The organism is Allobosea sp. 05L423, assembly GCF_056397745.1.
Map to the genome: position 1 here is coordinate 208,890 of NZ_JBFTOA010000001.1, position 25,859 is coordinate 234,748.

Annotated in this window: 25 protein-coding genes; 9 read left to right on the forward strand and 16 right to left on the reverse strand. The window is 67.2% G+C overall.

The genetic code is table 11. The features are described from left to right. Positions 1-3: 3 nt before the first annotated feature. From AC1DNE_RS01030 to kynA, 4 genes are all read right to left on the reverse strand, one after another. A complete protein-coding gene (locus tag AC1DNE_RS01030) occupies positions 4-249 on the reverse strand; it encodes a hypothetical protein (protein ID WP_476765064.1) in 246 nt (81 codons plus the stop codon). A gap of 23 nt (positions 250-272) precedes the next feature. Beyond that, positions 273-1,691 (reverse strand): 3-isopropylmalate dehydratase large subunit, encoded by a 1,419-nt coding sequence (gene leuC / locus AC1DNE_RS01035; protein ID WP_441469827.1) that lies wholly within the window; start codon positions 1,689-1,691, stop codon positions 273-275. A gap of 112 nt (positions 1,692-1,803) precedes the next feature. Then, positions 1,804-1,956: a hypothetical protein gene (locus tag AC1DNE_RS01040; protein WP_156134498.1), complete on the reverse strand. Its 153-nt coding sequence runs from the start codon at positions 1,954-1,956 to the stop codon at positions 1,804-1,806. A gap of 118 nt (positions 1,957-2,074) precedes the next feature. Further along, on the reverse strand, positions 2,075-2,923 hold the full coding sequence (gene kynA / locus AC1DNE_RS01045) for a tryptophan 2,3-dioxygenase (RefSeq protein ID WP_441469826.1): 849 nt from the start codon (positions 2,921-2,923) through the stop codon (positions 2,075-2,077). Positions 2,924-3,023: 100 nt separating this feature from the next. Between kynA and AC1DNE_RS01050 the strand changes: the two genes are divergently transcribed. Continuing rightward, positions 3,024-4,238 (forward strand): aminotransferase class V-fold PLP-dependent enzyme, encoded by a 1,215-nt coding sequence (locus tag AC1DNE_RS01050; RefSeq protein WP_441469825.1) that lies wholly within the window; start codon positions 3,024-3,026, stop codon positions 4,236-4,238. Positions 4,239-4,249: 11 nt separating this feature from the next. Here AC1DNE_RS01050 and AC1DNE_RS01055 read toward each other — a convergent pair whose 3' ends face one another. From AC1DNE_RS01055 to rplS, 4 genes are all read right to left on the reverse strand, one after another. Continuing rightward, positions 4,250-5,290, reverse strand: a complete 1,041-nt coding sequence (locus tag AC1DNE_RS01055; protein WP_441469824.1) for an HlyD family secretion protein — start codon at positions 5,288-5,290, stop codon at positions 4,250-4,252. Positions 5,291-5,304: 14 nt separating this feature from the next. Beyond that, positions 5,305-6,930, reverse strand: a complete 1,626-nt coding sequence (locus AC1DNE_RS01060) for an efflux MFS transporter permease (RefSeq protein WP_441469823.1) — start codon at positions 6,928-6,930, stop codon at positions 5,305-5,307. Further along, positions 6,927-7,376: a MarR family winged helix-turn-helix transcriptional regulator gene (locus AC1DNE_RS01065; RefSeq protein ID WP_476765066.1), complete on the reverse strand. Its 450-nt coding sequence runs from the start codon at positions 7,374-7,376 to the stop codon at positions 6,927-6,929. Before AC1DNE_RS01065 ends, AC1DNE_RS01060 begins: the two co-directional genes overlap by 4 nt. 178 nt (positions 7,377-7,554) lie before the next feature. Next, complete coding sequence (gene rplS / locus AC1DNE_RS01070; protein ID WP_441469821.1) at positions 7,555-7,950, reverse strand: 50S ribosomal protein L19; 396 nt, start codon at positions 7,948-7,950, stop codon at positions 7,555-7,557. Between the two features lie 207 nt (positions 7,951-8,157). Here rplS and AC1DNE_RS01075 point away from each other — a divergent pair, with 207 nt between their 5' ends. Next, positions 8,158-8,946: an SDR family NAD(P)-dependent oxidoreductase gene (locus AC1DNE_RS01075; protein ID WP_441469820.1), complete on the forward strand. Its 789-nt coding sequence runs from the start codon at positions 8,158-8,160 to the stop codon at positions 8,944-8,946. On the opposite strand, the gene AC1DNE_RS01080 is transcribed toward AC1DNE_RS01075, so the two are convergent. Then, a complete protein-coding gene (locus AC1DNE_RS01080) occupies positions 8,943-9,131 on the reverse strand; it encodes a hypothetical protein (RefSeq protein ID WP_441469819.1) in 189 nt (62 codons plus the stop codon). The two genes, AC1DNE_RS01075 and AC1DNE_RS01080, sit on opposite strands and share 4 nt — an antisense overlap. Before the next feature lie 210 nt (positions 9,132-9,341). On the opposite strand from AC1DNE_RS01080, the gene AC1DNE_RS01085 reads away from it, so the two are divergent. From AC1DNE_RS01085 to AC1DNE_RS01105, 5 genes are all read left to right on the forward strand, one after another. Further along, positions 9,342-10,094, forward strand: a complete 753-nt coding sequence (locus AC1DNE_RS01085; protein ID WP_441469818.1) for a bestrophin-like domain — start codon at positions 9,342-9,344, stop codon at positions 10,092-10,094. Between the two features lie 254 nt (positions 10,095-10,348). Continuing rightward, positions 10,349-12,433: an elongation factor G gene (locus AC1DNE_RS01090; RefSeq protein WP_441469817.1), complete on the forward strand. Its 2,085-nt coding sequence runs from the start codon at positions 10,349-10,351 to the stop codon at positions 12,431-12,433. 279 nt (positions 12,434-12,712) lie between these two features. Then, positions 12,713-13,378: a phosphoribosyltransferase gene (locus AC1DNE_RS01095; protein ID WP_441469816.1), complete on the forward strand. Its 666-nt coding sequence runs from the start codon at positions 12,713-12,715 to the stop codon at positions 13,376-13,378. Positions 13,379-13,786: 408 nt separating this feature from the next. After that, positions 13,787-15,502 carry an AMP-binding protein gene (locus AC1DNE_RS01100; protein WP_441469815.1) on the forward strand — a complete coding sequence of 572 codons (1,716 nt, stop codon included), beginning with the start codon at positions 13,787-13,789 and terminating at the stop codon, positions 15,500-15,502. A 206-nt stretch (positions 15,503-15,708) separates the two neighbouring features. Then, complete coding sequence (locus tag AC1DNE_RS01105; RefSeq protein WP_441469814.1) at positions 15,709-16,818, forward strand: sulfite oxidase; 1,110 nt, start codon at positions 15,709-15,711, stop codon at positions 16,816-16,818. 262 nt (positions 16,819-17,080) lie between these two features. Here the strand turns inward: AC1DNE_RS01105 and mtaB are convergent, their stop codons facing one another. Next, on the reverse strand, positions 17,081-18,352 hold the full coding sequence (gene mtaB, locus AC1DNE_RS01110; protein ID WP_441469813.1) for a tRNA (N(6)-L-threonylcarbamoyladenosine(37)-C(2))-methylthiotransferase MtaB: 1,272 nt from the start codon (positions 18,350-18,352) through the stop codon (positions 17,081-17,083). After that, positions 18,352-19,236, reverse strand: a complete 885-nt coding sequence (gene dapF, locus AC1DNE_RS01115) for a diaminopimelate epimerase (RefSeq protein WP_476765069.1) — start codon at positions 19,234-19,236, stop codon at positions 18,352-18,354. The genes mtaB and dapF overlap by 1 nt, the downstream gene beginning before the upstream one ends. Before the next feature lie 118 nt (positions 19,237-19,354). Here dapF and AC1DNE_RS01120 point away from each other — a divergent pair, with 118 nt between their 5' ends. Then, on the forward strand, positions 19,355-20,263 hold the full coding sequence (locus AC1DNE_RS01120) for a GyrI-like domain-containing protein (protein ID WP_441469811.1): 909 nt from the start codon (positions 19,355-19,357) through the stop codon (positions 20,261-20,263). A gap of 103 nt (positions 20,264-20,366) precedes the next feature. Here the strand turns inward: AC1DNE_RS01120 and AC1DNE_RS01125 are convergent, their stop codons facing one another. From AC1DNE_RS01125 to AC1DNE_RS01145, 5 genes are all read right to left on the reverse strand, one after another. Then, entirely contained in the window at positions 20,367-21,425 is a 1,059-nt protein-coding gene (locus tag AC1DNE_RS01125) for an MBL fold metallo-hydrolase (protein ID WP_441469810.1), read from the reverse strand. A 33-nt stretch (positions 21,426-21,458) separates the two neighbouring features. After that, entirely contained in the window at positions 21,459-22,067 is a 609-nt protein-coding gene (locus AC1DNE_RS01130) for a class I SAM-dependent methyltransferase (protein WP_441469809.1), read from the reverse strand. A gap of 7 nt (positions 22,068-22,074) precedes the next feature. Further along, entirely contained in the window at positions 22,075-22,701 is a 627-nt protein-coding gene (locus AC1DNE_RS01135) for a LysE family translocator (RefSeq protein ID WP_441469808.1), read from the reverse strand. 126 nt (positions 22,702-22,827) lie between these two features. Continuing rightward, positions 22,828-23,169 (reverse strand): hypothetical protein, encoded by a 342-nt coding sequence (locus tag AC1DNE_RS01140; RefSeq protein WP_441469807.1) that lies wholly within the window; start codon positions 23,167-23,169, stop codon positions 22,828-22,830. A 162-nt stretch (positions 23,170-23,331) separates the two neighbouring features. Then, positions 23,332-23,889 (reverse strand): CAP domain-containing protein, encoded by a 558-nt coding sequence (locus tag AC1DNE_RS01145; protein WP_476765070.1) that lies wholly within the window; start codon positions 23,887-23,889, stop codon positions 23,332-23,334. 379 nt (positions 23,890-24,268) lie between these two features. On the opposite strand from AC1DNE_RS01145, the gene ffh reads away from it, so the two are divergent. Continuing rightward, complete coding sequence (ffh, locus tag AC1DNE_RS01150) at positions 24,269-25,846, forward strand: signal recognition particle protein (protein ID WP_476765071.1); 1,578 nt, start codon at positions 24,269-24,271, stop codon at positions 25,844-25,846. Positions 25,847-25,859 lie beyond the last annotated feature (13 nt).

Consider the following 25,859-nt stretch of genomic DNA (forward strand, 5'->3'; position numbering starts at 1 on the left):
CCGTCACCAGATCTTCAGCTGATGGCCGAGCCACCAGGCCAGCACGACGACGCCCAGCAGCGAGAGGGACCGGCCGATGCGCCGGCCCCAGAGCTCGACCCTGTCGCCCTCGGGCGCGTCCGCGCCCGAGAAGTGCTGTGCCGCCCGGCCCATCGAGGAGCCGAGCAGGCTTTCGCTGTCGCGCTTGACGCGCTCGAGCGCAGCCTTGGCCTCGGCTTCGCGTGCGGTTTCGCGGGGATCGTTCGACATGATGCGGTCCCCGCCTCTGTGGCTCAGCCCAGCGTGCGCACGTCGACGAAGTGGCCGATCAGCGCCGCCGCCGCCGCCATCGCCGGCGAGACGAGGTGCGTACGGCCGCGATAGCCCTGGCGGCCCTCGAAGTTGCGGTTCGAGGTCGAGGCCGCGCGCTGGCCCGGCTTGAGCTGGTCCGGATTCATGCCGAGGCACATCGAGCAGCCCGGCTCGCGCCATTCGAAACCGGCGGCGAGGAAGATCTTGTCGAGGCCTTCCAGCTCCGCCTGCTGCTTCACCAGGCCGGAGCCCGGCACGATCATGGCATAGTCCAGGCTGTCATGGATCTTCTTGCCTTCGACGATCTTGGCGACCGTGCGCAGATCCTCGATGCGGCCGTTGGTGCAGGAGCCGATCCAGATCACGTCGAGCGGGATCTCCGTCATCTTCGTGCCGGCGGAGAGGCCCATATACTCGAGCGCGCGCTTCTTCGAGGCGCGCTTGACCTCGTCTGCAATGAGCTCCGGATCGGGCACCGCGCCGAGCACCGAGATGACGTCCTCCGGGCTCGTGCCCCAGGAAACGATCGGCGGCAGGTTGGCGGCGTCCAGCTTCACGATGCGGTCGAAATGCGCGCCCTCGTCGGAGCGCAGCGTCTCCCAGTAGCGGACGGCGGCGTCCCAGCCCTCGCCCTTCGGGGCCTTGGGGCGGCCCTGCAGGTAGTCGAAGGCCTTCTGGTCGGGCGCGACCATGCCGGCGCGGGCGCCGCCCTCGATCGACATGTTGCAGACCGTCATGCGGCCTTCCATGGAGAGGCCGCGGATGGCCTCGCCGGCGTACTCGATCACCGAGCCGGTGCCGCCGGCGGTGCCGATCTCGCCGATGATGGCGAGCGTGATGTCCTTGGCGCCGACCCCGGGAGCAGGCGTGCCGTCCACCTGGACGAGCATGTTCTTCGCCTTCTTCTGGATCAGCGTCTGCGTAGCCAGCACATGCTCGACCTCGGAGGTGCCGATGCCGTGGGCGAGCGCCCCGAAGGCGCCGTGCGTCGAGGTGTGCGAGTCGCCGCAGACGATCGTGGTGCCCGGCAGGGTGAAGCCCTGCTCGGGGCCGACGATGTGAACGATGCCCTGACGCTTGTCGAGCTCGTTGAAGTACTCGACGCCGAAGTCCCTGGCGTTCTTCGCGAGCGCCTCGACCTGGATGCGGCTTTCCTCTTCCTGGATGCCCTTGGAGCGGTCGGTCGTCTGGATGTTGTGGTCGACGACGGCGAGCGTCTTCTCCGGCGAACGGACCTTGCGGCCGGTCATGCGCAGGCCCTCGAAGGCCTGCGGGCTGGTGACCTCGTGGACGAGGTGGCGGTCGATGTAGAGCAGGCAGGTGCCGTCGTCCTGCCGATCGATGACGTGATCGTCGAAGATCTTGTCGTAGAGGGTGCGGGGGCCTGTTGACGCAGTCATGGCTTGGTCTCGGTCTTGGGAACTGTGATCTGGAATATCGATGGATCGCTGCGCCGGTCATTCCGACGCGCTCAAAACAGTCGCCTGTCGCCGGCCGCAAGAGCGGCCGGTCTCAGGCGCCGGTAAGGCCCGCGGCGATGGAGGCGGTGAAGCGGCCGAAGAAGCGCCACGGCAGGCGGGCATGGTCGTGCAGCGCGGCAAAATCCTGCGTCGTCGGCAGGGGCGGCAGATGGCCCTCTCCCTGCACGGCGCTGAAGCGCTGCAACTGATGCTCACACGGCGACATGGCCACTATGTAGCAGTTCCAATGAAGCCGGACAATCGGCGCCGTCGCAGGAGCGTCATCGCCGCGGCGCAGGGGTGGGCGGTGAGCAGCCTGCGCGTCACAGCTCGCTGCGCAACTGCCAGAGCTCCGGGAAAAAGGAGCGTTCGAGCGCGGTCTTCAGGAACTTCAGGCCACTGGAGCCGCCTGTGCCCGGCTTGAAGCCGATGATGCGTTCGACAGTCTTCACGTGGCGGAAGCGCCATTGCTGGAACTGGTCTTCGAGATCGACCAGTTCCTCGGCGAGCTCGTAGAGATCGAAATGGTGCTGCGTGTCCCGATAGATCGTGAGCCACGCCGCCTTCACCATCTCGCTCGCCACGTGCGGCACGCTCCAGTCGCGCTCGATGCAGTCGGCCGGGATCGGCAGCCCGCGCCGGGCGAGCAGGCGCAGCGCCTCGTCATAGACGCTCGGCGCGTCCAGCAGCGCCTGCAGATGGGCGTAATGCTCGGGATGGTGCCGGTGCATCGCCAGCATGCGCGGGTCCTTGGCGCCGAGGCGGAATTCCAGCGCGCGATACTGATAGGACTGGAAGCCGGAGGATTGGCCGAGCGCGTCGCGGAAGGCCAGGTAGTCGGCCGGCGTCATCGTCGAGAGCACGTCCCAGGCAGTGACGAGCTGGGCCTGGATGCGCGAGACGCGCGCCAGCGACTTGAAGGCGGGCTGGAGCTGGTCGGCGCGGATCGCCGCGATGGCGCCGTCGAGCTCGTGCGCCGCCAGCTTCAGCCAGAGCTCCTGGACCTGATGGATGGTGATGAAGAGCAGTTCGTCCGGGGCGTCGCTCAGCGGCTTCTGTGCCGCGAGCAGCAGATCGAGGCCAAGATAGGAGCCGTAATCCATGCGCTCCTTGAAGTCCGTCTGCATGCCGGGTTCGATGCGGCTGTGGTGCTCGCCTGTGCCGGTGCCCATCGTTCTGACCTCCTCGCCGCGCGCCTTGACGAGGCGAAGGCGGCCTATATTTTAAGTTTAAAGTATTTTGGCATGCGGACAAGGCGGACAGGACGTGACGATGGCGATCGATCCAGCGACGACCGTTCCCGCTCGGCTCGACCGATCGCCCTTCGATCTGGCTGCCGACTTCTCCCATTTCCGCCAGAACTGGCCGGATCGACTGCATTTCGCCGCTCACAGCCATCATTTCTGGCCCGATGTCACGCGCGAGGCGCATCTGCGCTGCTGGGACGATGCCGCCCGCCTGGTCGATGGCAAGTGGGAGGAGGTGCTTGGCCCGGTCTGGCGGAAGGTGGCGCAAGGCGTGGCTGGGCATCTCAACCTGCCCGGCATCGATGGGCTCGTGCCGGCCAACAACACCCATGAATTCGTCAACCGGCTGCTGTCCTGCCTGCCGCGCGAGCGCACGCCGCGCATCCTGACTGATGACGCCGAATTCCATTCCTTCCGGCGGCAGATCGAGCGGCTGGCGGAGGAGGGGCTGGTCACGCTCACCGTCGTGCCGGCCGAGCCCTTCGCAGACCTGACGGAGCGGCTGATCGCGGCGGCGAAGGCGGGCGACCCCGACATGGTCTTCGTCAGCCAGGTGCAGTTCAATTCCGGCTATGCGCTGACCGATCTGGAGGGGCTCGTTGCGGGTGTCGGCGCGCCGGGTCGTCTCGTCGTCATCGACGGCTATCACGGCTTCCTGGCGCGGCCGACCGATCTCTCCGCCATCGCCGACAAGGCCTTCTACATCGCCGGCGGCTACAAATACGCCATGGCGGGCGAGGGCGCCTGCTTCATGCACTGCCCGCCCGGCTTCGCCATGCGGCCGCGCGACACCGGTTGGTACGCCTCGTTCGGCGCGCTCTCCGGCCCGCAGGGCGGCGTCGGCTATGCCGAGACCGGCTGGCGCTTCATGGGCGCGACCTTTGATCCCTCCGGCCTCTACCGCATGGGGGCGGTGTTCGACTGGCTCGGCGCGAAGGGCCTCGACGCGGCGGCGATCCACGGCCACGCCCATGCCTTGCAAGGTATCGTCACGGAGGGGCTGGCGCGCCGGCCTTGTGGCGTACTCGCGCCGGAGAACCTCATGCTGCCGCTCTCCGAACCGGCACGCGGCAATTTCCTCACGTTCCGCCATGCGGACGCGCCGCTCTGGTACGAACGACTGGCACAAGCGGGCGTCACCGTTGACCTGCGCGGCGACAGGTTGCGCCTGGGCTTCGGGCTCTATCAGAACGCTGACGACGCGGAGCTTCTGCTGGAGCGCTTTGCGACGCTGGCCTGACGCCAGATCGCCTAGCGGCGCGAGGTGTCGACGCTGACGACCACCGACATGCCGGGCGCCAGCTCTTCCGCCAGCGGCTGGCCCGGGTCGATGGCGATGCGGACCGGCACGCGTTGCGCGATCTTGATGAAGTTGCCAGTGGCGTTGTCCGCCCGGATGATGCTGAACTCGGAGCCTGCCGCGGGAGAAAAGCGCTCGATCCTGCCGGTGAGCGTGGCATGGCGCAGCGCATCGACCGTGAAGGTCACAGGCTGGCCGACACGCATGCCGGGCAGTTGGGTTTCCTTGAAGTTGGCGATCACCCAGGTCTGGGCGGGCACCAGCGTCATCAACTGCGTGCCGGCAGAGACATATTGGCCGAGCCGGGCCGAGACCTCGCCCAGGCGCCCGTCCTGCGGGGCGGTGATGCGGGTGTTGCTGAGATCGATCTCGGCGAGATGGACGGTGGCCTCGGCGCCCTCGACCGCGGCGACGAGCGACTGGCGGTTGACGATGGCGGTTTGAATATCCTGCCGCGCCACTTCTGCAGCGGCATTGCTGGCGGCTAGGGAGGCGCGGGCCTGGTCGAGCGCTTGCTGGCTCTGGTCGGTGCTGGTCTGGCTGACGACGCCGCGCTCGCGCAGCGGCTCGATGCGGCCCCAGTTCGCCTCGGCGGTGCGCAGTGCGGCCTCGGCGCTGGCGACATTCGCCACCGCGGCACGCAGCCGGGCCTCGGCGGAGGCGCGGGCCTGATCCGAATTGGCGAGCGCCGCACGCTGGGCAGCGAGCGAGGCCCGGGCCTGCTCCAGCTTCTGCGCATAGATGCGGTCGTCGATGCGCAGAAGCAGATCGCCCTGCTTCACCGCGGCGAAATCTTGCACCGGCACCTCTGCGACGTAGCCGGCGAGCTGCGGTGCGATCACCGTGACCTGGCCGCGGACATAGGCGTTCTCGGTGGTCTCGATGGCGCTGGCGAAGGGCGGCAGCCGCCAGGCGAACAGGATCACGGCGAGGCCGGCGAGGCCGATGGCCAGGGCGACGTAGGTCGAAAGGGAGCGGAAGAGGCGGGTCATGGTCGGTGCATTGATCAGCCGGCTGCGGGAGCAGGGGCGGTGGCGGAGAGCGCCTTGAGGCGCAGGACGGCGAGATGGAGGAAGAGTCCGGCCAGTGCGAGGCCGGCGAGCAGCGAGATGAGCAGGAAGGCGTCGTTGTAGGCGAGGACGGTCGCTTCCCGCGTCGCCTGCTGGGCGAGCAGCGCCACGCCCTCGGCGCGCGTCAGGGCCGTGTCGGTCAGGACATGGCCGTAACTACCGCCGAGCTGGCCGATGCGTTGGGCGACGAGCGGATCGGACATCGCGAAATGCTCGGCGAGCACATGGTAGTGGAAGCTGGTGCGCAGCGTGATGAAGCTGCCGAAGATGGCCGAGCCAAGCAAGCCGCCGATGCTCTGGGTGAACAGGAAGACGGTGATGAAGCTCAGGATATAGACCGGGCCGCGCGCGATCGCGCTGCCCATGCCCTGCGCCATCGCCGTCGGCAGGTAAAGCCCCGAGCCGTAGGCGACGAGCGCCTGGCTCAGATAGATGTCGTGCGGCCGGGTCAGGCTGGTCGCGCCGCTGTCGAGCCAGGCGCCCAGCGAGACGCAGGCCAGCGCCACACCGTAGAACCAGTTCTCGCGGCCCGGCCGCAGCAGCAGCGCGCAGGTCAACCCTCCCGCCAGGATCGCGCAGAAGATGACCGTATAGAGCGACAGCGTCTGCTCGTTCTGGATGCCGAGGGCCTGGAAGAAATTGGAGGCGCCAACCGTCTGTTCCGCCAGGAGCACGCGCAGCAGCAGCAATGCGCCGGCGAAGTGCAGAGTCGTCGGGCTCGTCAGCCAGCGGATGTCGATGAGCGGGCTGTCGCGATGCAGCTCGATGATCGCGGCCAGCATCAGGCAGAGAATGGCGCAGGCGAGGAGCCAGCCGAGCCAGGGCGCCTCGAACCACCAGTAGATCCGGCCGAGGCTGAGCACGACGGCGATCGAGCCGAAGCCGATGGCGATGAACAGGTAGCTGACGAGATCGAGCGGGCCGATGCACTTCACCCGCGGCGGCGAGGTCAGCGGCAATGCGTAGACGAAGCCGAAGGCGAGCAGGGCGAGCCCCATCTCGAACAGGGTCAGGCCGTGGAAGCCGCCTATATCGAGCAGCCAGGGCGAGATGAGCCGAGTCACGGGGATGCCGAGCGTGGTGTTGGTGAGCGCCAGCGAGATCCCGACAGTAAGCTTCTTCGGGGGCGGCAGCGGCTCGATCATGTAGAAGAAGGCGAGGGAGGACATCGGCGCCGCCGCCATGCCGCTCATGAAGCGGACCACCACGGCCGATTGCAGATCGCGGACGAAGAGGAGGTTAAGCAGCGTCGCAAAGACGAAGCCGGCCAGGCTGATCTCGGCGAAATTGCGCAGTCCGTACTGCATCCGGATCTTGATCAGCGCGATCGAGAGCGAGACGTTCGGCGCCATGTAGGCGGCGATCAGCCAGTTGGTCTCGGCGAGGGTGGCACCGAGCTCGCCCTGGATCTGGTAGACATTGGTGTTGACGATGTTCTGGCCGACCTGCTGCGTCATCGCCAGTGTTACCGAGGCGAGCATATAGGCGAGCGCACGGGCGGGCGGCATGGTGAGGCCGAACGGTTGCGCGGCCGGGGCGGTCGTGGTTTCGGGCGCGCTCATGGGGCCACGCTCCGTCCGGCGGCGATGTTCCGCGAGGTGCGGCGCAGGACGCCGAGCGCCGCTTCCAGCTCCTCGGGTGCGATCCCCTGCAGGATGCCGGCGCGCAGCTCGGCGAGGAAGTTCAGGATGTCCTGCGCCTGAGCGCGGGCGGTCTCCGTGAGGAAGACGCGGCGGGCGCGGCGGTCACCTTCGACGGCGCGGCGCTCGATCATGCCGTTGCGTTCGAGGCCGTCGAGGAGACGCACCAGCGTCGGCTGCTCGATGTCGAGCAGGCCTGCGAGATCGGACTGGATCGGGCCGTCTTCCTTGGCGAGCTCCATCAGCAGCCGGGCGCGCGAGAGGGTCAAACCCATGTCGCGGGCGCGCTCGTCGACGAGCGCCCTCAGCTTCCGGTTGACGGCAGCGAGCTCGGCAGTGAAGGCGGCCTGAAGCGGGGCGAGGTCCATGACGCTGATATAAATAGCATGCTAATGATTATCTTACTTATATGCGACATTGATGCATATCAAATGCGGATATTGCGTCGCGATATGCGTTTCTGGAATGGGTCGAGATGGCCCTGGGCAATAAAAAAACGCGGCCCCGAAGGACCGCGTTTCAATCTCTTTGCACTGAGGCTGCGGCTTACTTGCCGGCTGCCTTCGAGCCCTTGGCCGGCTTGGCCTCGACGCGCTCGGCGATACGGGCCGACTTGCCGCGGCGATCGCGCAGGTAATAGAGCTTGGCGCGGCGCACCTTGCCCTTGCGGACCACCTTGATCGAGTCGAGGTTCGGCGAGAAGAGCGGGAAGACGCGCTCGACACCCTCGCCATAGGAAATCTTGCGGACGGTGAAGCTCTGGTTGAGGCCGCCGCCGTTGCGGGCGATTACGACGCCCTCATAGGCCTGGACGCGAGTGCGCTCGCCTTCCTTGACCTTGACGTTGACCTGCACGGTGTCACCGGGCTGGAACTGGGGGATGTTCTTGCCGTCGCTGAGCTTGGTGATCTGCTCGGCATCGAGCTGTTCGATGATGTTCATGGGTCTCTCCATGGCCGTGTTCGCGTGCGGGCACGCTGGCGTTACGGCGCGCTGTTTTCAGTTGAGAGCGCGGCCATACAGGAGCGCGGTGGATTTGTCGAGCGGCAATGCCGGCAAAGCGCGTCGGCGCCTATTCGCTTGTTGGCGATCCGCGCGGCATGCTTAGCCTTGCCCGAACCGAGACGCCACATCGACCGGACGCAGGCCATGACCGACCAAGCCACCAAGATCGCCCTTGTGACGGGTGCCGCGCGCGGCATCGGGCTTGCCACCGCCAAGCGCTTTCTCGCCGAAGGCTGGCAGGTCGGCCTGCTCGACATCGACGGGGCGGGGCTCGAGCGGGCCGCGGCCGAGATCGCGCAACCGGCGCGGACGCTGGTGCTGACCTGCGACGTCGCCGATCCGGCGCAGCTGGAGGCTGCCTTTGCCGGGCTCGCCAAGCGCTTCGGGCGGCTCGACGCGCTCGTCAACAATGCCGGCACGGCGGTGTTCAAACCGCTGCTGGAGACGACCTATGAGGAGTGGCAGCGGGTGCTTGCGGTCAACCTCACCGGCCCGTTCCTGGCGACACAGCTCGCCGCGCCGCTGATGGCCGACAATGGCGGCGGCGCTATCGTCAACATCACCTCGATCTCGGGCCTGCGCGCCTCGACTTTGCGCGTTGCCTACGGCACCTCGAAGGCGGCGCTGGCACATCTGACCAAGCAGCAGGCGGCGGAGCTCGCGGGCCTCGGTATCCGCGTCAACGCGGTCGCGCCGGGGCCGGTGGAGACGGCGATGGCCAAGGCCGTGCACAGCCCCGAGATCCGCGCGGACTACCGCGACGCGATTCCGCTTGGCCGCTACGGGCTGGAGGAGGAATTGGCCGAGTCGATCTTCTTCCTGTGCTCGGAGCGCGCGAGCTACATCTCCGGGCAGGTGCTGGCGGTCGATGGCGGCTTCGAAGCCGCAGGCATCGGGCTGGCGACGCTGCGCGGGGAGAGGCGGAACCTCTAGGCGCGCGAGTTGCGCTCGCGGGCTTCGCGCTGGTGCCCTACGGCCTGACCGGGCTCCAGCAGGGCTGGCGGAGAGCCTGAATCCGTCCGTCCTGCCGTGCTGGGTGCGCCGGGGATCGGTTGGGCCGCACGCCTGCCCGGCCATTCGACCCCGATCGCCATGGACCCGGCGATGACCGCGGTCATGCAGTCCTCGACGGCCGCCATTTCCGTCACCATTTCGGCGTTCTTTGCCGGGTCGGCGAGCCTTGAGCAGGGCGCGGCAACGTTGCGGGGATTGAGGCCGAACCCGAGGGGATTGTCAGGGCCCGGCCGCGTCCGCCAAATGGTGGCGTCCAGAGTGTCTGCGGAGCCACCGGAATCGTAGACAAGGCTGATGTGGGGGGCTGGTTCGCGATGGAATCGTTCACGATTGGCATTTTCGCGCTCATCGTCATCTTCGGCGCGGCCTTGTTCGGGATGTTCGTGAAGAGCCGGCTTCCCGAGCACCATCTCACGCCCGACTCGAGAGATGCCATCAAGCTGGCCACGGCGATCATCGGAACACTCTCGGCGCTGGCGCTGGGCCTTCTGATTGCATCGGCAAAGCGCTCCTTCGACGATGCGGGGGCCGAGCTGAGGGCGACTGCTGCGCGCATCCTGGTGCTGGATAGGGTCCTGGCGCATTACGGCCCCGAGACCGCAGAGATGCGCCAATCGCTCCGCCGGCTCGTGGAGCACCGCAAGCTCGAAATCGACAACGGCATGCTGAACAGCGATTCGCTCAATGACGGGCTGGACGTCGAGCCGATCCAGGATCGCCTGCGGGACCTGGTACCGACGACGGATGGGCAGCGCTGGCTTCAGTCACGGGCCCTCCAGCTGACCGGGCAAGTCGCGGAGACACGATGGTCGCGGCCGGAAACCGAGGCGGGAGGATTTCCGGGTGTTTTCGTCGTCTTCATCGTCTTCTGGCTGGCGCTGCTCTTCACATCCTTTGGATTGCTTGCGCCGGGAAACGCGACGGTGGTCGTCTTCCTCCTCGTGTCGGCGATATCCGTGGCAGGGGCGCTGGTGCTCATCATCGATATGGACCACCCCTATCTCGGCTATATCCGGGTGTCCGATGCGCCGCTGCGGCTGGCCATGGAGCGGCTTGCCAAGCCCTGATCGACTGTCGAGCCCGGGGCCGACCGCGGTCTTTGCCGTCACTGCAGCGCCCCGGATAAATCCCTTGCGCTGGCCGCGGAACGGCGCGAACCTCCCCTCCTATGCCTCTTCGACGGCCGCCCGACCAGCTCGGGCCGGTGCGACCGCCGCCCGACCGGCGCCTTGGGGCTTTCCTTCCCGCCGCGCTGGCCTTCATCCGCGACGATGAGGGGCGAGCCCTTTCGTCCTCGCGGTCCAACCCGGAGGAGGACGTCATGGCAGCACAAAATGGCAGAGGAGACACGGCCCGCGGTACTAGGCGCGCGGGGCCGCGATGCATCGCGATCGTCGGCCCCTTCCAGAGCGGCAAGACGACCTTGCTGGAAAGCATCCTGATGCGCTGCGGCGCGCTTTCGCGCACGGGTTCGGCCAAGAACGGCAATACGGTCGGCGATGCGGCGCCCGAGGCGCGGGCGCATCAGATGAGCACGGAGCCTAGCGTCGCAACGGTCGAATTCCTCGGCGACACCTTCCATTTCGTCGATTGCCCCGGCTCTGTCGAGTTCCTGCACGAGATGCGCCATGTTCTGCCGGCGGTCGATGCCGCCGTCGTCGTCTGCGAGGCGGATGACCGCAAGGCGCCGGCGCTGGAACTGGTCCTGCGCGAACTCGAGGAAGCCGACATCCCGCGCTTTCTCTTCCTCAACAAGATCGACACGGCCTCGCGCCGGGTCCGGGAGACGCTCGGCATCCTGCAGCGCGCCTCGCGCACGCCGCTGCTGCTGCGACAGATCCCGATCTGGAAGAACGGCATTGCCGTCGGCTTCATCGACCTCGCGCTGGAGCGGGCCTTCATCTACCGCGAGCATGCGCCGAGCGAGATCGTGCCGCTGGCGGTCGATGAGAGTGGCCGGGAGAAGGAGGCGCGCTTCTCCATGCTCGAGCGGCTCGCCGACTATGACGACGAGCTGATGGAAGAGCTGCTCGGTGACATGGAGCCGCCGCGCGACCGCATCTTCGACGATCTCGCCCGCGAATTGCAGCATCGCCATGTCGTGCCGGTGCTGATCGGCGCGGCGGAGCGCGGCAATGGCGTGACACGGCTCCTGAAGGCACTCAGGCACGAGGCGCCGGGGCTCGCCGAGACCCGCGGGCGCGCCGGGGTCCTGGCCGAAGGGCCTCCGCTCGCCCAGGTGATGAAGACCTGGCATTCGAGCCAGGGCGGCAAGCTCTCGCTGGCGCGGGTGATGCGCGGCCGGATGGCCGAAGGTGACACCGTGACATCGTCGGGCGGCGTGGAGGCCCGCATTGCCGGTGTGCTGGCGCTCAAGGGCGCTGAGCAAAGCCGCAAGCCGGCGGCCGAGGAGGGCGAGGTCGCGGCGTTCGCCAAGCTGGAAGGCATCGGGACCGGGGAATCCTTCATGCTCGGCAAGCAGCGGGCAAGCGTCGTCAGCGCGATCGCGCCGCCGGAGGCTGTCCATGCGGTCGCCATCGCGGTGAAAGACCGCAAGGACGATGTCCGGCTGGCCGCAGCCTTGCAGCGATTGACGGAGGAGGACGCGGCGCTTTCGGTCACGCAGGTCCCTGAGCTGGGCGAGACCCGTCTGACCGGGCAGGGCGAGATGCATCTGCGTGTCGCGCTCGAGAAGCTCGCGGGCCGCTACGGCGTGACTGTCGCGAGCCGTTCGCCCCAGGTCGGCTATCGCGAGAGCATCCGCGGTCACGCCGGCGCGCGCGGCCGGCATCGCAAGCAGAGCGGTGGCCACGGCCAGTATGGCGATGTCGTGATCGAGGTCGCGCCGCTGCCCCGCGGGGACGGCATTCGCTTCGTCGACAAGATCACCGGCGGGGTGGTGCCGCGCCAGTATATCGGCTCGGTCGAGGCCGGCATGCGCGACTTCTGCGAGAAGGGGCCGCTCGGTTTCCCGATCGTCGATATCGAGGTCACGTTGACGGACGGCTCCTACCACACGGTCGATTCCTCGGACATGGCGTTCCGGCAGGCGGCGCGGCTGGCGATGAGCGAGGCGATGCCGCAGGCGAAGCCCGTCCTGCTCGAGCCGATCCTGTCCGTCGATGTCGTCATCCCGTCGGAGGCGATGTCGCGCGCATCGGCTCTGATCTCTGCCCGGCGCGGCCAGATCCTCGGATACGATACGCGAGCGGGCTGGCGCGGCTGGGACCAGATCAAGGCGCTGGTGCCGGAGGCCGAGATGCCCGGGCTGATCGTCGAGCTGCGCTCGGCGACCTCGGGCGTCGGCTCGTTCAACGCACGCTTCGACCATCTGGCGGAGCTCGCCGGCAAACCGGCGGAGGCGGTCGTCTCCGCGCAGGCCCTGGCTTCCGCCCAGGGGCGCTGACGGGGAACCCGCCTGAACCGTACCGCAGTGGCGGGAGCTTCGGCTCCCGCCGTCTTCGGAATTGATCGCTACCGTCATGGCGGGATGCAAAAGGCAGCTTCTCGGCGTTCGGCAATGTCTGCGAATGACGCGTCGGCCTTCGGTATTGGCCCCATCGCTGGCTCGCGTGGAATGCTGAATTTGTTCGGGCCGTCTGACCGGGATGGACGGCCCGGCTCCGAAGCCGCCGGACGCAATCTCGAAAGGCAGCGCATCCGGGCGCATGGGGAGGGCTGACACGTGGCCACCGTCTTCTCCGATCGCCGTGAGGCCGGCCGAAAGCTGGGGAACAGGCTTCGCCGGTATCGCGAGCGAGGCGATGTCGTCGTCCTGGCGCTGCCACGAGGGGGAGTGCCCGTCGGCTTCGAGGTTGCGCGAGCCTTGAAGGCTCCGCTCGACGTTCTCGTCGTGCGCAAGCTCGGCTTTCCCGGAGATGAAGAAATGGCCATGGGCGCGATCGCGACGGCGGGGACACGTGTCCTGAACCGGGACGTTATCGCCGCGCTTGGCATCGCCCAGGACGTGATCGACAAGGTGGCCGCCAAAGAGGAGCAGGAACTGCTTCGCCGCGAGCGTCTCTACCGCGGAGATCGCGCGCCGCTTTATCTGGAGGGCCGGACCGTCATCGTCGTGGATGACGGCCTGGCCACGGGCGCGACGATGCGGGCCGCGGTCATGGCGCTTCGGGACAAGCATCCGGCCCGCATCGTGGTCGCGGCTCCGGTCGGAAGCCGGGAGATCTGCGAAGCGATGAAGACCGTCGCTGAGGAGGTGGTTTGCGTGACGATGCCGCGTTACTTCGTGGGCGTCGGAAGCTGGTATTCCGATTTCTCGCAAACCAGCGACGACGAGGTTCGCTCCCTGCTGGACGAGGCCAACGGGCTGTTGACCAAGCCGGGTCATTAGAGCGTGCCGAGGCTTATGCGTAACCAGGATGCCGTCCCGGCCGGACGGAAGCGGAGAGCCGCGATATCCATGTCCGAACCTTTATCGGAAGCGCTCTGGCATGGATCGCGGGGCAAGCCCGGGATGACACCTCGGTTCCCGGTGGAATCAGCATACGCCAACGACGCACAAGGGTGCATGGTTTCGCCATCCCGGCGAGATCGTCCGCATCCCGGTTCGTCAGCCGCTTCCGGTTTCGCTTGCCTTCATCCCTTTCGGATAGTTTATATGTAAACGTTGTGCGGAGCGGAACAGCCGGCGCTTGCGCCTTGGTTCGCTGTTCCGCACTCTATGACGATGACAGTCCAACGATGTCGACAAGGCTCGGAACCCGGCGATGACGGGTAACCGGGCGACAGGGAGGAGATGATGAACGCGATCGGCGCCACGCAGGCCACGCAAGATTCGCGGCCGTGGCTTGCGCATTATCCACCGGCGGTGCCGGCGGAGCTGGACGACGCCAAGATCGGCACGCTGGTCGATCTGATCCGTTCGTCCTGCGCGCGCTATGCCAACAGGCAGGCCTTCGAGAGCTTCGGCAAGACGATCACCTTCGCGGAGACCCTGCGCGCAGCCGAGGCCTTCGCCGGGTGGCTGCAGGCCAAGGGGCTCAAGAAGGGGGATCGTGTCGCGCTGATGATGCCGAACATCCTGGCCTATCCGTCGGCGATCTTCGGCACGCTTCTCGGCGGCTTCACCGTGGTCAACGTCAACCCGCTCTACACGGCGCGCGAGCTGACCCATCAGGTCAACGATGCGGGGGCGCGCGTCCTCGTGGTGATCGAGAACTTCGCCCATGTCGTCGAGGAGGCGAAGCCGAACCTGAAGGTCGATGCGATCGTCATCGCCACGGCCGGCGACCTGATGGGTTTCAAGGGCAAGATCGTCAATTTCGTCGCGCGCCGGATCAAGAAGGTCGTCAAGCCGTTCAATCTGCCGGGCGCCGTGCCGCTGCAGCAGATCCTGCAGGGCGGCGTAGGGATGACACCGGTAACGGTGACGTCGCAGGATGTCGCCTTCCTGCAATATACGGGCGGGACGACCGGCGTGGCCAAGGGCGCGACGCTGACGCATCGCAATGTCGCGGCGAACGTCCAGCAGGCCGGGCTCTGGCTGGAATGGGTGCTGGAGCCGCCCCAAGGGCGCGGCGAATACCAGCACGTCATGGTCACGGCGCTGCCGCTCTATCACATCTTCGCGCTGACCTGCTGTTGCCTGTTCCTGCTGCGGATCGGCGCCAAGAGCCTGCTGATCGCCAACCCGCGCGACATCCCCGGCTTCGTCAAGACGCTGAGGTCGAGCCGTTTCACCCTGATCTCCGGCGTCAACACGCTCTACAACGCGCTGGCCAATCACCCCGAGATCAAGAACGTCGACTTCTCCGAGCTGCGCTTCGCCGTGGCCGGCGGCATGGCGACGCAGGCCGCGGTCGCCAAGCAGTGGAAGGCCGTGACCGGGCGCCCGATCATCGAAGGCTATGGATTGTCCGAGACCTCCCCGGTCGCGACGATCAACCGGCCGGATATCCAGGAATTCACCGGCACCATCGGCTATCCGATCCCCTCGACCGAGATCGCCATACGCGACGCCGAGGGCCATGACATGCCGCTGGGCGAATCCGGCGAGATCTGCATCCGCGGGCCGCAGGTGATGGCCGGTTACTGGAACCGCCCGGACGAGACCGCCAAGGCGATGACGGCGGACGGCTTCTTCCGCAGCGGCGATATCGGCGTGATGCTGCCGGACGGGCAGATCAAGGTCGTCGACCGCATGAAGGACATGGTGCTGGTCTCCGGCTTCAACGTCTATCCGAACGAAGTCGAGGACGTTCTGGCCGCGCATCCGGGCGTGCTCGAGTCGGCGGTCATCGGCCTGCCCGACGAGCATTCCGGCGAGGCCGTCACCGCCTTCGTCGTGCGCAAGGACCAGACGCTGACGGCGGAGGAGCTGCGCGCCTACTGCAAGGAGAACCTGACGGGCTACAAGGTGCCCAAGCAGATCTTCTTCCGGGAAACCCTGCCAAAGACCAATGTCGGCAAGGTGTTGCGCCGCGCGCTGCGCGAGGAGGTCGTCGTCAAGCGCTAGCGCGACGGGCCGAAAAGTGGAGCCCATCTTTCGGAAAAATCCGATGCCGAACAAGCAACTGGATCGCCACCCTGCGCCCGGCAGCGCGCATGGCGATCCAGCGGACGGCGGCAGCGTGGTCGACAGTCAGGACAGCAACGTGTCTTCTGTGCGGGGTTTCGCGGGAGGGAATCGCCGCCGCGAGCCGTCACGGAGAAGATTGTCGTTTGCCTCGCCGTCTCGTCGAATTTCCACTGCTGCGCCGGCTGAAGCCTGGGCTCCATGTCTATGACGAGGAGGCGCTGAATGCCGAGCCGGCCATCGGCCTGCTCGACCAGGCGATCACGCCGATCGATTCCTTCTTCATCCGCAACAACGGCGATCTGCCGGAGGTTGGCGGCGAACACGACTGGACGCTGACGATCGAGGGCGAGGTCGAGCGCCCGACCGTCTGGACCATTGCGGGCCTGCGCCAGCGCTTCGAGACCGTCACAGTCACGGCCGTCCTCGAATGCGCCGGCAACGGGCGTTCGCAGTTCTCTCCCGCCACTGATGGGCTGCAATGGCGGCTCGGGGCCGTCGGCTGCGCGCGCTGGACCGGGGTGCGGCTGGCGGATGTGCTGGAGCATGCCGGCCCGAAACCGAGCGCCGTCTATACCGGGCATCATGCGCCCGACCGGCAGATCGGCAGGCCGGAGAAGGCGGCTCTGTCGCGCGGCCTGCCGATGGCCAAGGCGCTGGCGCCGGAAACGCTGATCGCCTTCGCGATGAACGACGAGCCGCTGCCGCGCCTGCATGGCGGGCCGCTGCGGATCGTCGCGCCGGGCTATCCCGGCTCGGCCTGGCAGAAATGGCTCGACGGGATCAGCCTGCGCCCGGTCGAGCATGACGGCGAGAAGATGCGCGGCACCGACTATCGGATGCCGATCGAGGCGCTGCGGCCGGGCGAGGCGTTCGATCCGGCCAATTTCGCGGTAATCACCGACATGCCGGTCAAATCGCTCATCACCACCCCGGTCGACGGCTTCACGGTGAAGCACGGAGAGCCGCTGACAGTCGGCGGTTTCGCCTGGAGCGGGGCCATTCCGCTCGCTTCGGTCGAGCTTTCCTGCGATGGCGGCGGTAACTGGCACGACATCCCGTTGCAGCCGGGCGAGGGGCCTTTCGCCTGGCGGCGCTTCGAGGCGGAGGTTTCCGCCGACCAGGTCGGGCCACTGGTCATCATGGTGCGGGCGCATGACGTGGCAGGCAACAGCCAGCCGCTGGAGATCGCCTGGAACCCGCGTGGCTATTGCAACAACCAGGTGCAGCGCCTCCGCGGCTCGGTGGTCGCCTGAAGGTTTGAACCTTTTCGGCTCTCGCCGCGTCTAATGTTCGGGCCCGCCGCACCGGCAAGGCTCCGCCGCCCCGGTCTCTCCTCCTCCTCCCATCGGCGACCGGGGCGGCTATTCTTCCCTGATCGCGCGCATCCTGGCCCGAGCAAGCTCGTCGTGCTCGGGCTTGACCCGAGCATATCCCGCAAGATGAGGCTCTCGCGCTTTTCACGAGCCGCGATTCTCGGGTCTGCGCTTCGGCTCGCCCGAACATGACACACCGAGCTCAGGCCGCGAGAAGGGCCTTGCCATCGGCCGTATGGCTGGTCGTCCTGACGATCTGACCGGCCGCGATGTCGCTGATAAAGCGGACCAGCGTGAAATCCTCGGCCCGGCCGGTGTTACCGCGTTCGGTCAGGACGCTGAGCGGCCGGCCGACGCGCTCGGCGAGATGCCGCTCATGCGCAGCGCCTGCTGCCAGCCGCAGCCGTGCGGCGCGCTCCGCGACGACGCCGGCGGGTAGTTGCGGCATGCGCGCGGCCGGCGTGTCCGGGCGGGCGGAGTAGGGGAAGACGTGCACGAAGCTCAGCCCGCACTCCTCGACCAGTCCAAGCGAACCGGTGAACATCGCCTCGTCCTCAGTCGGGAAACCGGCGATGAGATCGGCGCCGAAGACGATGTCGGGGCGCAAGGCCCGGATCTCGGCGCAGAAGCGGACGGCGTCGGCGCGGCTGTGGCGGCGCTTCATGCGCTTCAGAATGAGGTCGTCGCCGGCCTGCAGGGACAGGTGCAGATGCGGCATCAGCCGCGCCTCGGTCGCGAGCAGGTCGCGCAGCCTGTCGTCGACCTCGACCGCGTCGATCGAAGACAGGCGCAGGCGCGGCAGTTCGGGGAGCGCCCGAAAAATTGCCTGGGCGAGAGCACCGAGCGACGGCTGGTTCGGCAGGTCGCGGCCATAGCTGGTGAGGTCGACGCCGGTCAGCACGACTTCGCGCGCGCCGGCCTCGACCAGCCGGCGGCATTGCGCGACCACATCATCGGCCGGGAGCGAGCGCGAATGGCCGCGACCGAAGGGGATGACGCAGAAGGTGCAGCGATGGTCGCAGCCGTTCTGGACCTGGACGAAGCCGCGCGTATGGCCGGTGAAGCGGCCGGTGGCCGGCGCGCGCAATGTCGTGCGGGCCATGATGTCGCCGACATCGAGCTTGTCCGCGGCGGCTGCATCCGCGCTTCCAAGGCTGTTGGAGCGGGCAAGCGCGGCCCAGCTCGCGGGATTGAGCTTCTCGTCATTGCCGAGGATACGGTCCGTCTCCGGCATCGCCGCGAAACGGGCGGGTTCGATCTGCGCGGCGCAGCCGGTGACGATGACCGGGCGGTCCGGCTTCTCGCGCTTCAGGCGGCGCACGGCCTGCCGCGCCTGGCGCGTCGCCTCGGCGGTGACGGCGCAGGAATTGACGATGGCGGCGTCCTTCAGCCCGGCGGCCTGCGCCTGGAGCCGCAGCGCCTCGCTCTCGACGATGTTGAGGCGGCAGCCGAAGGTGACGACCTCCAGCGCCATCAGGCGGCGCGCTCGATCAGGGCCGGGTCGATCCGGCCTTCCCATTCGAATTCGACCGGGCCGGTCATCAGCACATGGCCGTCGCTCTCGCGCCATTCGATCGCGAGGTCGCCGCCGGGCAGGCTGACCGTGGCCTTGCGGGCGGTAAGTTCACGCCGCACGCCCGCGACCAGCGCCGCGCAGGCGCCGGAGCCGCAGGCCTGGGTGATGCCGGCGCCGCGCTCCCAGACGCGCAGGACGATATGATCGGGCGCCTTCACCGCGGCGAGTTCGATATTGGCGCGGTCGGGGAAGATCGGATGGTTCTCGAGCAGCGGGCCGATCTGCTCGAGATTGTAGGCGTAGGGGTCGTCGACGAAGAAGACCGCGTGGGGATTGCCCATGTTGACGGCGCAGGGCGTGTGCAGGATCGGGTTGTCGATCGGCCCGATCTGCAATTCGAAGCGGCTGGTGTCCTCGAAGGGCTCGGCCAGCGGGATCTGGTCCCAGTCGAGACGCGGCGCACCCATGTCGACGGTGAAGAGGGCTTCACCCTCGCGCACCGTCGGCAGCAGCCCGGCCTTGGTCTGGAGGGCGAGGCTCGTCTTGGCGGCGTCGCCCATCTGCGGATCGGCGATCATCGCCCAGGCGACGCACCGCGTCCCGTTGCCGCAGGCGCCGGCCTCGGAACCATCGGTGTTGTAGATGCGCACGAAAGCGTCGGTGCCGGGCGCCACGGCATCGTGCAGGACCATGAGCTGGTCGAAGCGGGCGCGGGGCTCGGCAGCGATGGCGCGCGCCTCCGCCTCGCTGACGACATGCTTCGTGCCGCGCAGGTCGAGCACCGTGATCTGGTTGCCCAGCCCGTTCATCTTCAGGAACCGGCGATTGGCCAGAGCGTTCATTTGGTCACATGTCCCATGAATAGTGGGTCTATGGCCGAGGCGATGTGAAAAAGCCACCCTCATCCCGTTCCTGTGAAAAGGTGGACATTCTATGTTGCGCTGCAAGGGCGCGAATCGCGTGAAACTCAGGGCCGTGACGATGCGGTATTCCCGGATTTGTGTTCTGGCGCTTGCCGGCATGGTGAGCGTTTCCAGTGGAACGGTCTTCGCGCAGCAGCGCGTTGCTGCGCCGAGCCCGGTCGAGTCCGCGCCATTGGCGCCGCCGCCGGGCGCTGCTCCGGCCCAGGTGCCGGCCACCCCGGCACAGACGCCGCCGGCGCCTGCGCCCGGGCAGCCGTCTAGCCCGCAGCCGGTACAGCCGCCTCCGGCGCTGCAGGGGCCTGTGACGCCGCAACCTGTCCAGCCCGCGCCGACGCCATCGATGCCGATCGAGCCACAGCCGGTGCAACCGCCGCCGACGCTGCCCGCCCCGGGCCAGCCGCTGCCGCCCGCGCCGTCGCAGCAGCAGACCGGCGTGCCCGATCCCAATTCGACATTGGCCGGGAAGGGCACGGACAGCAGCGATGTCGGCGAGGTCGTGCTCTCGCCGAAGCCGGTGCTGATGCTGTCCGGGCAGGCGACCTGGGATCAGGGGTTCCAGAAACTCTCCAACAGCATCAAGACCCTGCGAGCCGAGGCGCAAAGGGCGGGGCTGGCGGTCGCGGGCAGGCCGCTCGCGCTGTTCGTCGAGACGACGGATGACGGCTTTCGTTTCGATGCGATGCTGCCGGTCGCGATTCCGCCCGGTGGGCAAGCGCCGTCTCTGGGCGCGGATTTCAGGATGGGAACCTCGCCCGCAGGGCCGGCGCTGCGCTTCCTGCACCAGGCGCCCTATGACGACATCGACTCGACCTATGAGACGATCACCGCCTATCTCGAAGCCAAGAGCATCGTCGTGAAGGACACCTTCCTCGAGGAATATGTCAGCGAGCTCAATGATCCGGGCGACCCGAATCTCGAGATCAACGTCTACGTGCAGCCCAAATAGAGCGCTCGTGCCGCGTCGTCATTGCGGGGAGCGGGGGGCCGGGTGGATGTCGAGCACGATCCGCCTGGATTGCTTCGCTGCGCTCGCAATGACGCGGTGAGCGCTACGCGCTCCAGCTCAACCCCGGCCGCATCGGCCTGAAGCGCTCTTCCGGCAGACCGGCTTGGGCGAGCGCCACTTTCAGCGCTTCCGGCGGCCGCTCCACGCCCTCGTCGGTGAGCTGGAAGGTGCCCCAGTGGTGCCCGATGGCCTGCTCGGCGCGCAGCGCCTGCATGACCTTGACCGCCTCGTCGGGGTTCATGTGGTTGTCCGACATGAACCAGCGCGGCTCATAGGCGCCGATCGGCAGCACGGCGAGACGGAATGGCCCATGCTCGCGGCCCAGCCGCTCATAGAGCGAGCCGTCGTGATAGCCGGTGTCCCCGATATGGAAGATTTTCGTGCCGGCCGCTTCGAGAACGTAGGAGCACCAGAGCGCCATGCGCCGGTCGAAGGCGCCGCGCGCCGACCAGTGATAGCTCGGCAGCAGCGTGATCGCGACGGCTTCCGACAATTGGAGCCGGTCGTTCCAGTCGTGGGCCTCGGCATGGGCGTCCGGGATGCGGGCCCGCACGATGGTGTCGTTGCCGAGTGGCATGATCATGCGCGGCTGGTCGCGGTGATGGATGCGCGCCAGCGTCTCGATGTCGAGATGGTCGTAGTGGTTGTGGGTGATCAGGACCGTATCGATCTTCGGCAGATCGTCGAAGGCGACGCCGGGCTCGTTCACACGCCTGGGGCCAATGAAGGAGAAGGGGCTGGCCCGCTCGGAATAGACCGGGTCGACCAGCAGGTTGAGGCCGCCGACCTGATAGAGAAACGAGGCGTGGCCGAGATGGACGATGCGAATGCCATCGACGCGCGCGGGCGGCTTGTCCTGCGGCGGCGCCGCATATTGCAGCGGGAAGGTCTCACGCTCGCGCTTGCCCGTCTGCCAGCGCAGGACGTCGAGCAGCCCCTTGCTGCCCGAGCGGCCATCGCTGAAGACGATGCCGTTGAAATGGTCGCTGACGGGGCCCTGGTAATAGGGGTTGCGCGAGCGGGAAATCGTGGCCCAGGCGGCGCCGGTCGAGGCCAGCAGCGCACCGAGACCGACGAAAGAGAGGAGTTTGCGGCGGGTCATGGCCCAGAAGAGGTAGGTCGCCGCAACGCCGGGTCAAGTCTCCGGGGCCTTGATCGCCAGGGCATGAAGCCAGCGCGTGGCCATGCGGTCATAGCCGGAGCCCATCTCCTCCTCGATCTGCAGGGACTGCCAGCCCCTGGCTGGTCCGTAGGCGTCGCGCAATTCGGCGGATGAGAGATAATTGAAATACCGACCGAGGCTGTCGCGTCCTTCGGCTTCTCCGGCCTTGAAGCTGGCGTAGAAGACGCCGCCCGGTCGCAACGCGGCACGGATGCGGTCGATGATGCCGGGCAGGCCCGGGCGCGGCGCGTGCAGCAGGCAGGCATGCGCCCAGACGCCATCATAGGCCGCGACCTCGGCCAGATCCTCGAAGAGCAGGACGCGGACCTCGCGGCCGAGCCGTTGCGCGGCCTGCTTCGCCAGCTCGGGCGAGCCGTCCGTCGGGACCACGTCGAAGCCGCGGCGCAGCATCTCCTCGCTGTCCTGGCCGCCGCCGCAACCGAGTTCGAGAATGCGGGCGCCGGGAACAAGCCCTGCGGCGAAGATGTCGATGCGGCGGTTTTCGGCCTGCCTGTCCCGCCCGGCATAGGCGCTGGCTTCCTCGGCATAGAAGCCGAGGGTTTGACTGTCCTTGCTCGACATTGCGGCGTCAGTTGCTTCCGGAGCGGATCGCGACCGTCGCGACACCGGCGCCGATCAGCAGCGTGCCGCCAGCTTTGTTGAAGAGCCCGATTGCGCGGGGGTTGCTGACCACGGCCCGGGCGCGCGAGGCGATCAGCGCGTAGCCCATGGCATTGGCGAAGGCGAGGCTGATGAAGGTCGCCTCGAAGATCAGCATCTGCGTCCAGAAATCGCCCTTGGTGTCGAGGAACTGCGGAAGGAAGGCGACGAAGAAGGTGATGCTCTTCGGGTTGAGCGCGGTCACCAGCCAGGCATGGCCGAGCATCTTCCAGGCGGGCGCGGCATCTTCGCGCGGTTTGGCGTCGAGAGAGCCGCCGGCGCGGAAGAGCTTGATCCCGAGCCAGACGAGATAGGCGGCGCCGATCCATTTCAGAGCGGTGAAGACCATGGCGGAGGTGGCGAGCAAAGCGCCGACACCGAGCATGGAGAGCGTCATCGCCGTGAAATCACCGAGCGCGACGCCCACGGCGATCGGGAAGGCCGTGCGCCAGCCCTGGCCGAGCGCATAGGAGATGACGAGGAGGATCGTCGGCCCGGGGATGACCAGCAGGACGGCGGTGGCGGCGGCGAAGGCGGCCCAGGCTTCGAAGGTCATGATGATGGCTCCGTTAAAACCAGAGCCATCACCAGAAGTGGTGTCTTGTAAAGAGCCGGGCCGCGGGAATTGAAAATTGGTGCCCGGCGTTTTCGACGATGCCTTCTTTTCTAGGTGCGCGGCGGCTCAGCGTGCACTGTCGAGGAAGTCGCAGAGGGCTGTCCGGACAGCCCCTTCCGGCGACATCTGGCCGGGCTGCACGGTAAAGGCGATGTCGACGCGCGTGCCGGTGGCCTGTTTGCGCGCCGTCACCTTCAGGATCTGTGGGCGGCCGGAGCCCGTCACTTCCTGCATGGCGGAGATCGTGCCGCTGGCCTTGTCGGTCCGGATGTCCATGAAGTCGCCATCGGCCTGGATCGCTTTGGCGATCGCAGGGAGCACAGCGGCCGGCGGCTTCTTGAATAGATCCCAGGTCTTATAGGTAATCTGCGAGACCATCGGGACGCCGGCGGAGTTGAAATTCGTCATGCAAGGCTGTGCTTGACCTTGCGTTACGCCCGCGATCAGAAATGGGACGGCTAGCGAGAATGCTATTCCTGAAAACTTAGCCATTGCAGTCCGTATCCTCTATGAAAGGACACAATTGCTAGCTGCAAGGACCACGGCCTGTCATCTCGGAATTTCCGCTCGTCAACGCCTTTGGGCGGGTATAAGCGGCCCGGTATCGAGGGTTACGCGCTGCCCGGGCTCGGCCGCGACCACCAGCACCCACCAGGCGCGGTAGGTCGTGCGCGGGTCCTTGGACAGTGCAATGCCGTAGCGGGTCGCTTCCTTCATCCGCAGATTGGCATCGTGGCCGGGCGATTTGCGCCAGCCGTCGAAAGCCTCTTCGACCGAGAAGTAGCCGCCGCCGAGGTTCTCCGCCGCCCGCGCGCTGTCGATGCCCGCGGCATGGATGCGGGCGGTGAAGTCGCCGCCGGCGTCGTGCGAGAGCGCGTTCGCTGCGACCATCGCATCCGCCTGGCGCTGTGCCATCGCCATCAGCCGCGGATCCGGCCGGACGGGACCGAGGCCGTTGCTGGCGCGGTAGGCATTGAGGATGCGCCCGGCCTGGGCCGGATCAAGCGAAACGGCGTTGAGTTTCTCGACCATGCGGTGATCGAGCGGGCCCTCGCGCCGCGGATCGCCGGCGCAGGCGGCCAGGAAGAGGGTAAGGGCAAGCAGAGGAAGGGCGGTGGCAATCTTCATGGGCATCGCTGTCGAATCGGGGGCAGCAGCGATGCCGTCAGATCAGGGCCATTCTACGGCCGAGACTCGTGATATCGTGTCCTGCCGGACAGGAAGCCGGCAGACCTGTTTTCTGCGGCGATGGGTTCGGGCGCCGCAAAGACACGTTCATCCGCAGCGAAACCAATCCCAACCTTGACTTTCGCCGCATTCTTCGGCTTTAAGGCCGCATCCGTTTCGCCGACATCGCCGAAACCACATCAGCCGACCGGGCCGCGCCAGCCGCTTCCACGAGCCCGGAGGTCAACGTCCGACAGCGCGTTTGCGCCCTCGGGCGCGAAACCGTTTGGCAGTGAGGTTCTGGTGTTGACGGTTCCCTGAGGCAAGTAGGCAGGTCCGCATGTTCGGCACGCTGAGCGAAAGACTCTCCGGCATCCTCTCGGGGCTGACCCGCAGGGGTGCGCTGACCGAGGAGGACGTCAACGCCGCCCTGCGCGAGGTGCGCCGCGCGCTGCTCGAGGCGGACGTTGCGCTCGAGGTCGTCCGCAGCTTCACCGACAAGGTGCGCGAGCGCGCCATCGGCGCCGAGGTGCTGAAATCGGTCACGCCCGGCCAGCAGGTCATCAAGATCGTCAACGACGTCCTGATCGAGACGCTCGGCGGAGAGGGGGAGGTCATCAGCCTCGATGCCGTGCCGCCGGTGCCGATCCTGATGGTCGGTCTGCAGGGCTCGGGCAAGACCACCTCGACCGCGAAGATCGCCAAGCGCCTGACCGAGCGCAACAAGAAGAAGGTACTGATGGCGTCGCTCGATACGCGACGCCCGGCCGCCATGGAGCAGCTTGCCGTGCTCGGCCAGCAGGTCGGCGTGCAGACGCTGCCGATTGTCGCCGGCCAGTCGGCCGTGCAGATCGCCAAGCGTGCGATCGAGGCGGGCCGCCTCGGCGGCTACGACGTCGTGATGCTCGACACCGCCGGCCGCGTGACGCTCGACGATACGCTGATGGAAGAGGTCGCGCAGGTGAAGGTCGCGACCGGCCCGCATGAGGTGCTGCTCGTTGCCGATGCGCTGACCGGCCAGGACGCGGTCAACACGGCGCGCGCCTTCGATGCGCGCGTCGGTCTCACCGGCATCGTGCTGACCCGCATGGACGGCGATTCGCGCGGTGGCGCGGCGCTTTCGATGCGCGCCGTCACCGGCAAGCCGATCAAGCTCGTCGGCACGGGCGAGAAGGTCGGCGAGCTCGAGGATTTTCATCCCTCGCGCGTCGCCAACCGTATCCTCGGCATGGGCGACATCGTCAGCCTCGTCGAGCGCGCGGCCGAGACGATCGACGCCGAGCAGGCGCAGGCGACCGCGCAGCGCATGGCGAAGGGTCAGTTCGACCTCTCCGACATGCGCGCGCAGCTCCAGCAGATGGAGAAGATGGGCGGTATCGGCGGCGTCATGAGCATGCTGCCCGGCATGAAGCAGGCCCAGTCCCAGCTCGCCAGCGCCGGCGTCGGTGACAAGATGTTCAAGCGCATGATCGCCGCGATCGATTCGATGACGCCGGCCGAGCGCAAGAATCCCGATTTGCTCAAGAACAGTCGCAAGAAGCGCATCGCGGCCGGCTCCGGCACCTCGGCGGAGCAGATCAACAAGCTGCTCAAGATGCATCGCGGCATGGCCGACGCCATGAAGATGATGAGCAAGCAGAAGGGCGGCATGCTCGGCAAGCTCGGCTCGATGTTCGGGCTCGGCGGCGGCCTGCCGGCCGGCATGCCCGATCCGTCGAAGATGGACCCGGCGCAGCTTGCCGAATTGCAGAAACAGCTCGGTGCGGGCGGTGGCGGCCTGCCGTCGATGCCGCCGGGCGGTTTTCCAGGATTGCCGAAGGGCGTGACCCCGCCGGCCGGCATGATGCCGAAGCTGCCGGGCCTTGGTGGCGGCGGCCTGCCCGGGATGGGCGGCAACCCGTTCGGCAAGAAGAAGTAGCCTTCAACGTTAC

Coding starts and splice junctions, on each gene's coding strand:
- AC1DNE_RS01030 (WP_476765064.1), bottom strand. CDS start 249: ATGTCGAACGATCCCCGCGAAACCGCACGCGAAGCCGAGGCCAAGGCT.
- leuC (WP_441469827.1), bottom strand. CDS start 1,691: ATGACTGCGTCAACAGGCCCCCGCACCCTCTACGACAAGATCTTCGAC.
- kynA (WP_441469826.1), bottom strand. CDS start 2,923: ATGGGCACCGGCACAGGCGAGCACCACAGCCGCATCGAACCCGGCATG.
- AC1DNE_RS01050 (WP_441469825.1), top strand. CDS start 3,024: ATGGCGATCGATCCAGCGACGACCGTTCCCGCTCGGCTCGACCGATCG.
- AC1DNE_RS01055 (WP_441469824.1), bottom strand. CDS start 5,290: ATGACCCGCCTCTTCCGCTCCCTTTCGACCTACGTCGCCCTGGCCATC.
- AC1DNE_RS01060 (WP_441469823.1), bottom strand. CDS start 6,930: ATGAGCGCGCCCGAAACCACGACCGCCCCGGCCGCGCAACCGTTCGGC.
- AC1DNE_RS01065 (WP_476765066.1), bottom strand. CDS start 7,376: ATGGACCTCGCCCCGCTTCAGGCCGCCTTCACTGCCGAGCTCGCTGCC.
- rplS (WP_441469821.1), bottom strand. CDS start 7,950: ATGAACATCATCGAACAGCTCGATGCCGAGCAGATCACCAAGCTCAGC.
- AC1DNE_RS01075 (WP_441469820.1), top strand. CDS start 8,158: ATGACCGACCAAGCCACCAAGATCGCCCTTGTGACGGGTGCCGCGCGC.
- AC1DNE_RS01080 (WP_441469819.1), bottom strand. CDS start 9,131: ATGACCGCGGTCATCGCCGGGTCCATGGCGATCGGGGTCGAATGGCCG.
- AC1DNE_RS01085 (WP_441469818.1), top strand. CDS start 9,342: ATGGAATCGTTCACGATTGGCATTTTCGCGCTCATCGTCATCTTCGGC.
- AC1DNE_RS01090 (WP_441469817.1), top strand. CDS start 10,349: ATGGCAGCACAAAATGGCAGAGGAGACACGGCCCGCGGTACTAGGCGC.
- AC1DNE_RS01100 (WP_441469815.1), top strand. CDS start 13,787: ATGAACGCGATCGGCGCCACGCAGGCCACGCAAGATTCGCGGCCGTGG.
- mtaB (WP_441469813.1), bottom strand. CDS start 18,352: ATGGCGCTGGAGGTCGTCACCTTCGGCTGCCGCCTCAACATCGTCGAG.
- dapF (WP_476765069.1), bottom strand. CDS start 19,236: ATGAACGCTCTGGCCAATCGCCGGTTCCTGAAGATGAACGGGCTGGGC.
- AC1DNE_RS01125 (WP_441469810.1), bottom strand. CDS start 21,425: ATGACCCGCCGCAAACTCCTCTCTTTCGTCGGTCTCGGTGCGCTGCTG.
- AC1DNE_RS01130 (WP_441469809.1), bottom strand. CDS start 22,067: ATGTCGAGCAAGGACAGTCAAACCCTCGGCTTCTATGCCGAGGAAGCC.
- AC1DNE_RS01135 (WP_441469808.1), bottom strand. CDS start 22,701: ATGACCTTCGAAGCCTGGGCCGCCTTCGCCGCCGCCACCGCCGTCCTG.
- AC1DNE_RS01140 (WP_441469807.1), bottom strand. CDS start 23,169: ATGACGAATTTCAACTCCGCCGGCGTCCCGATGGTCTCGCAGATTACC.
- AC1DNE_RS01145 (WP_476765070.1), bottom strand. CDS start 23,889: ATGAAGATTGCCACCGCCCTTCCTCTGCTTGCCCTTACCCTCTTCCTG.
- ffh (WP_476765071.1), top strand. CDS start 24,269: ATGTTCGGCACGCTGAGCGAAAGACTCTCCGGCATCCTCTCGGGGCTG.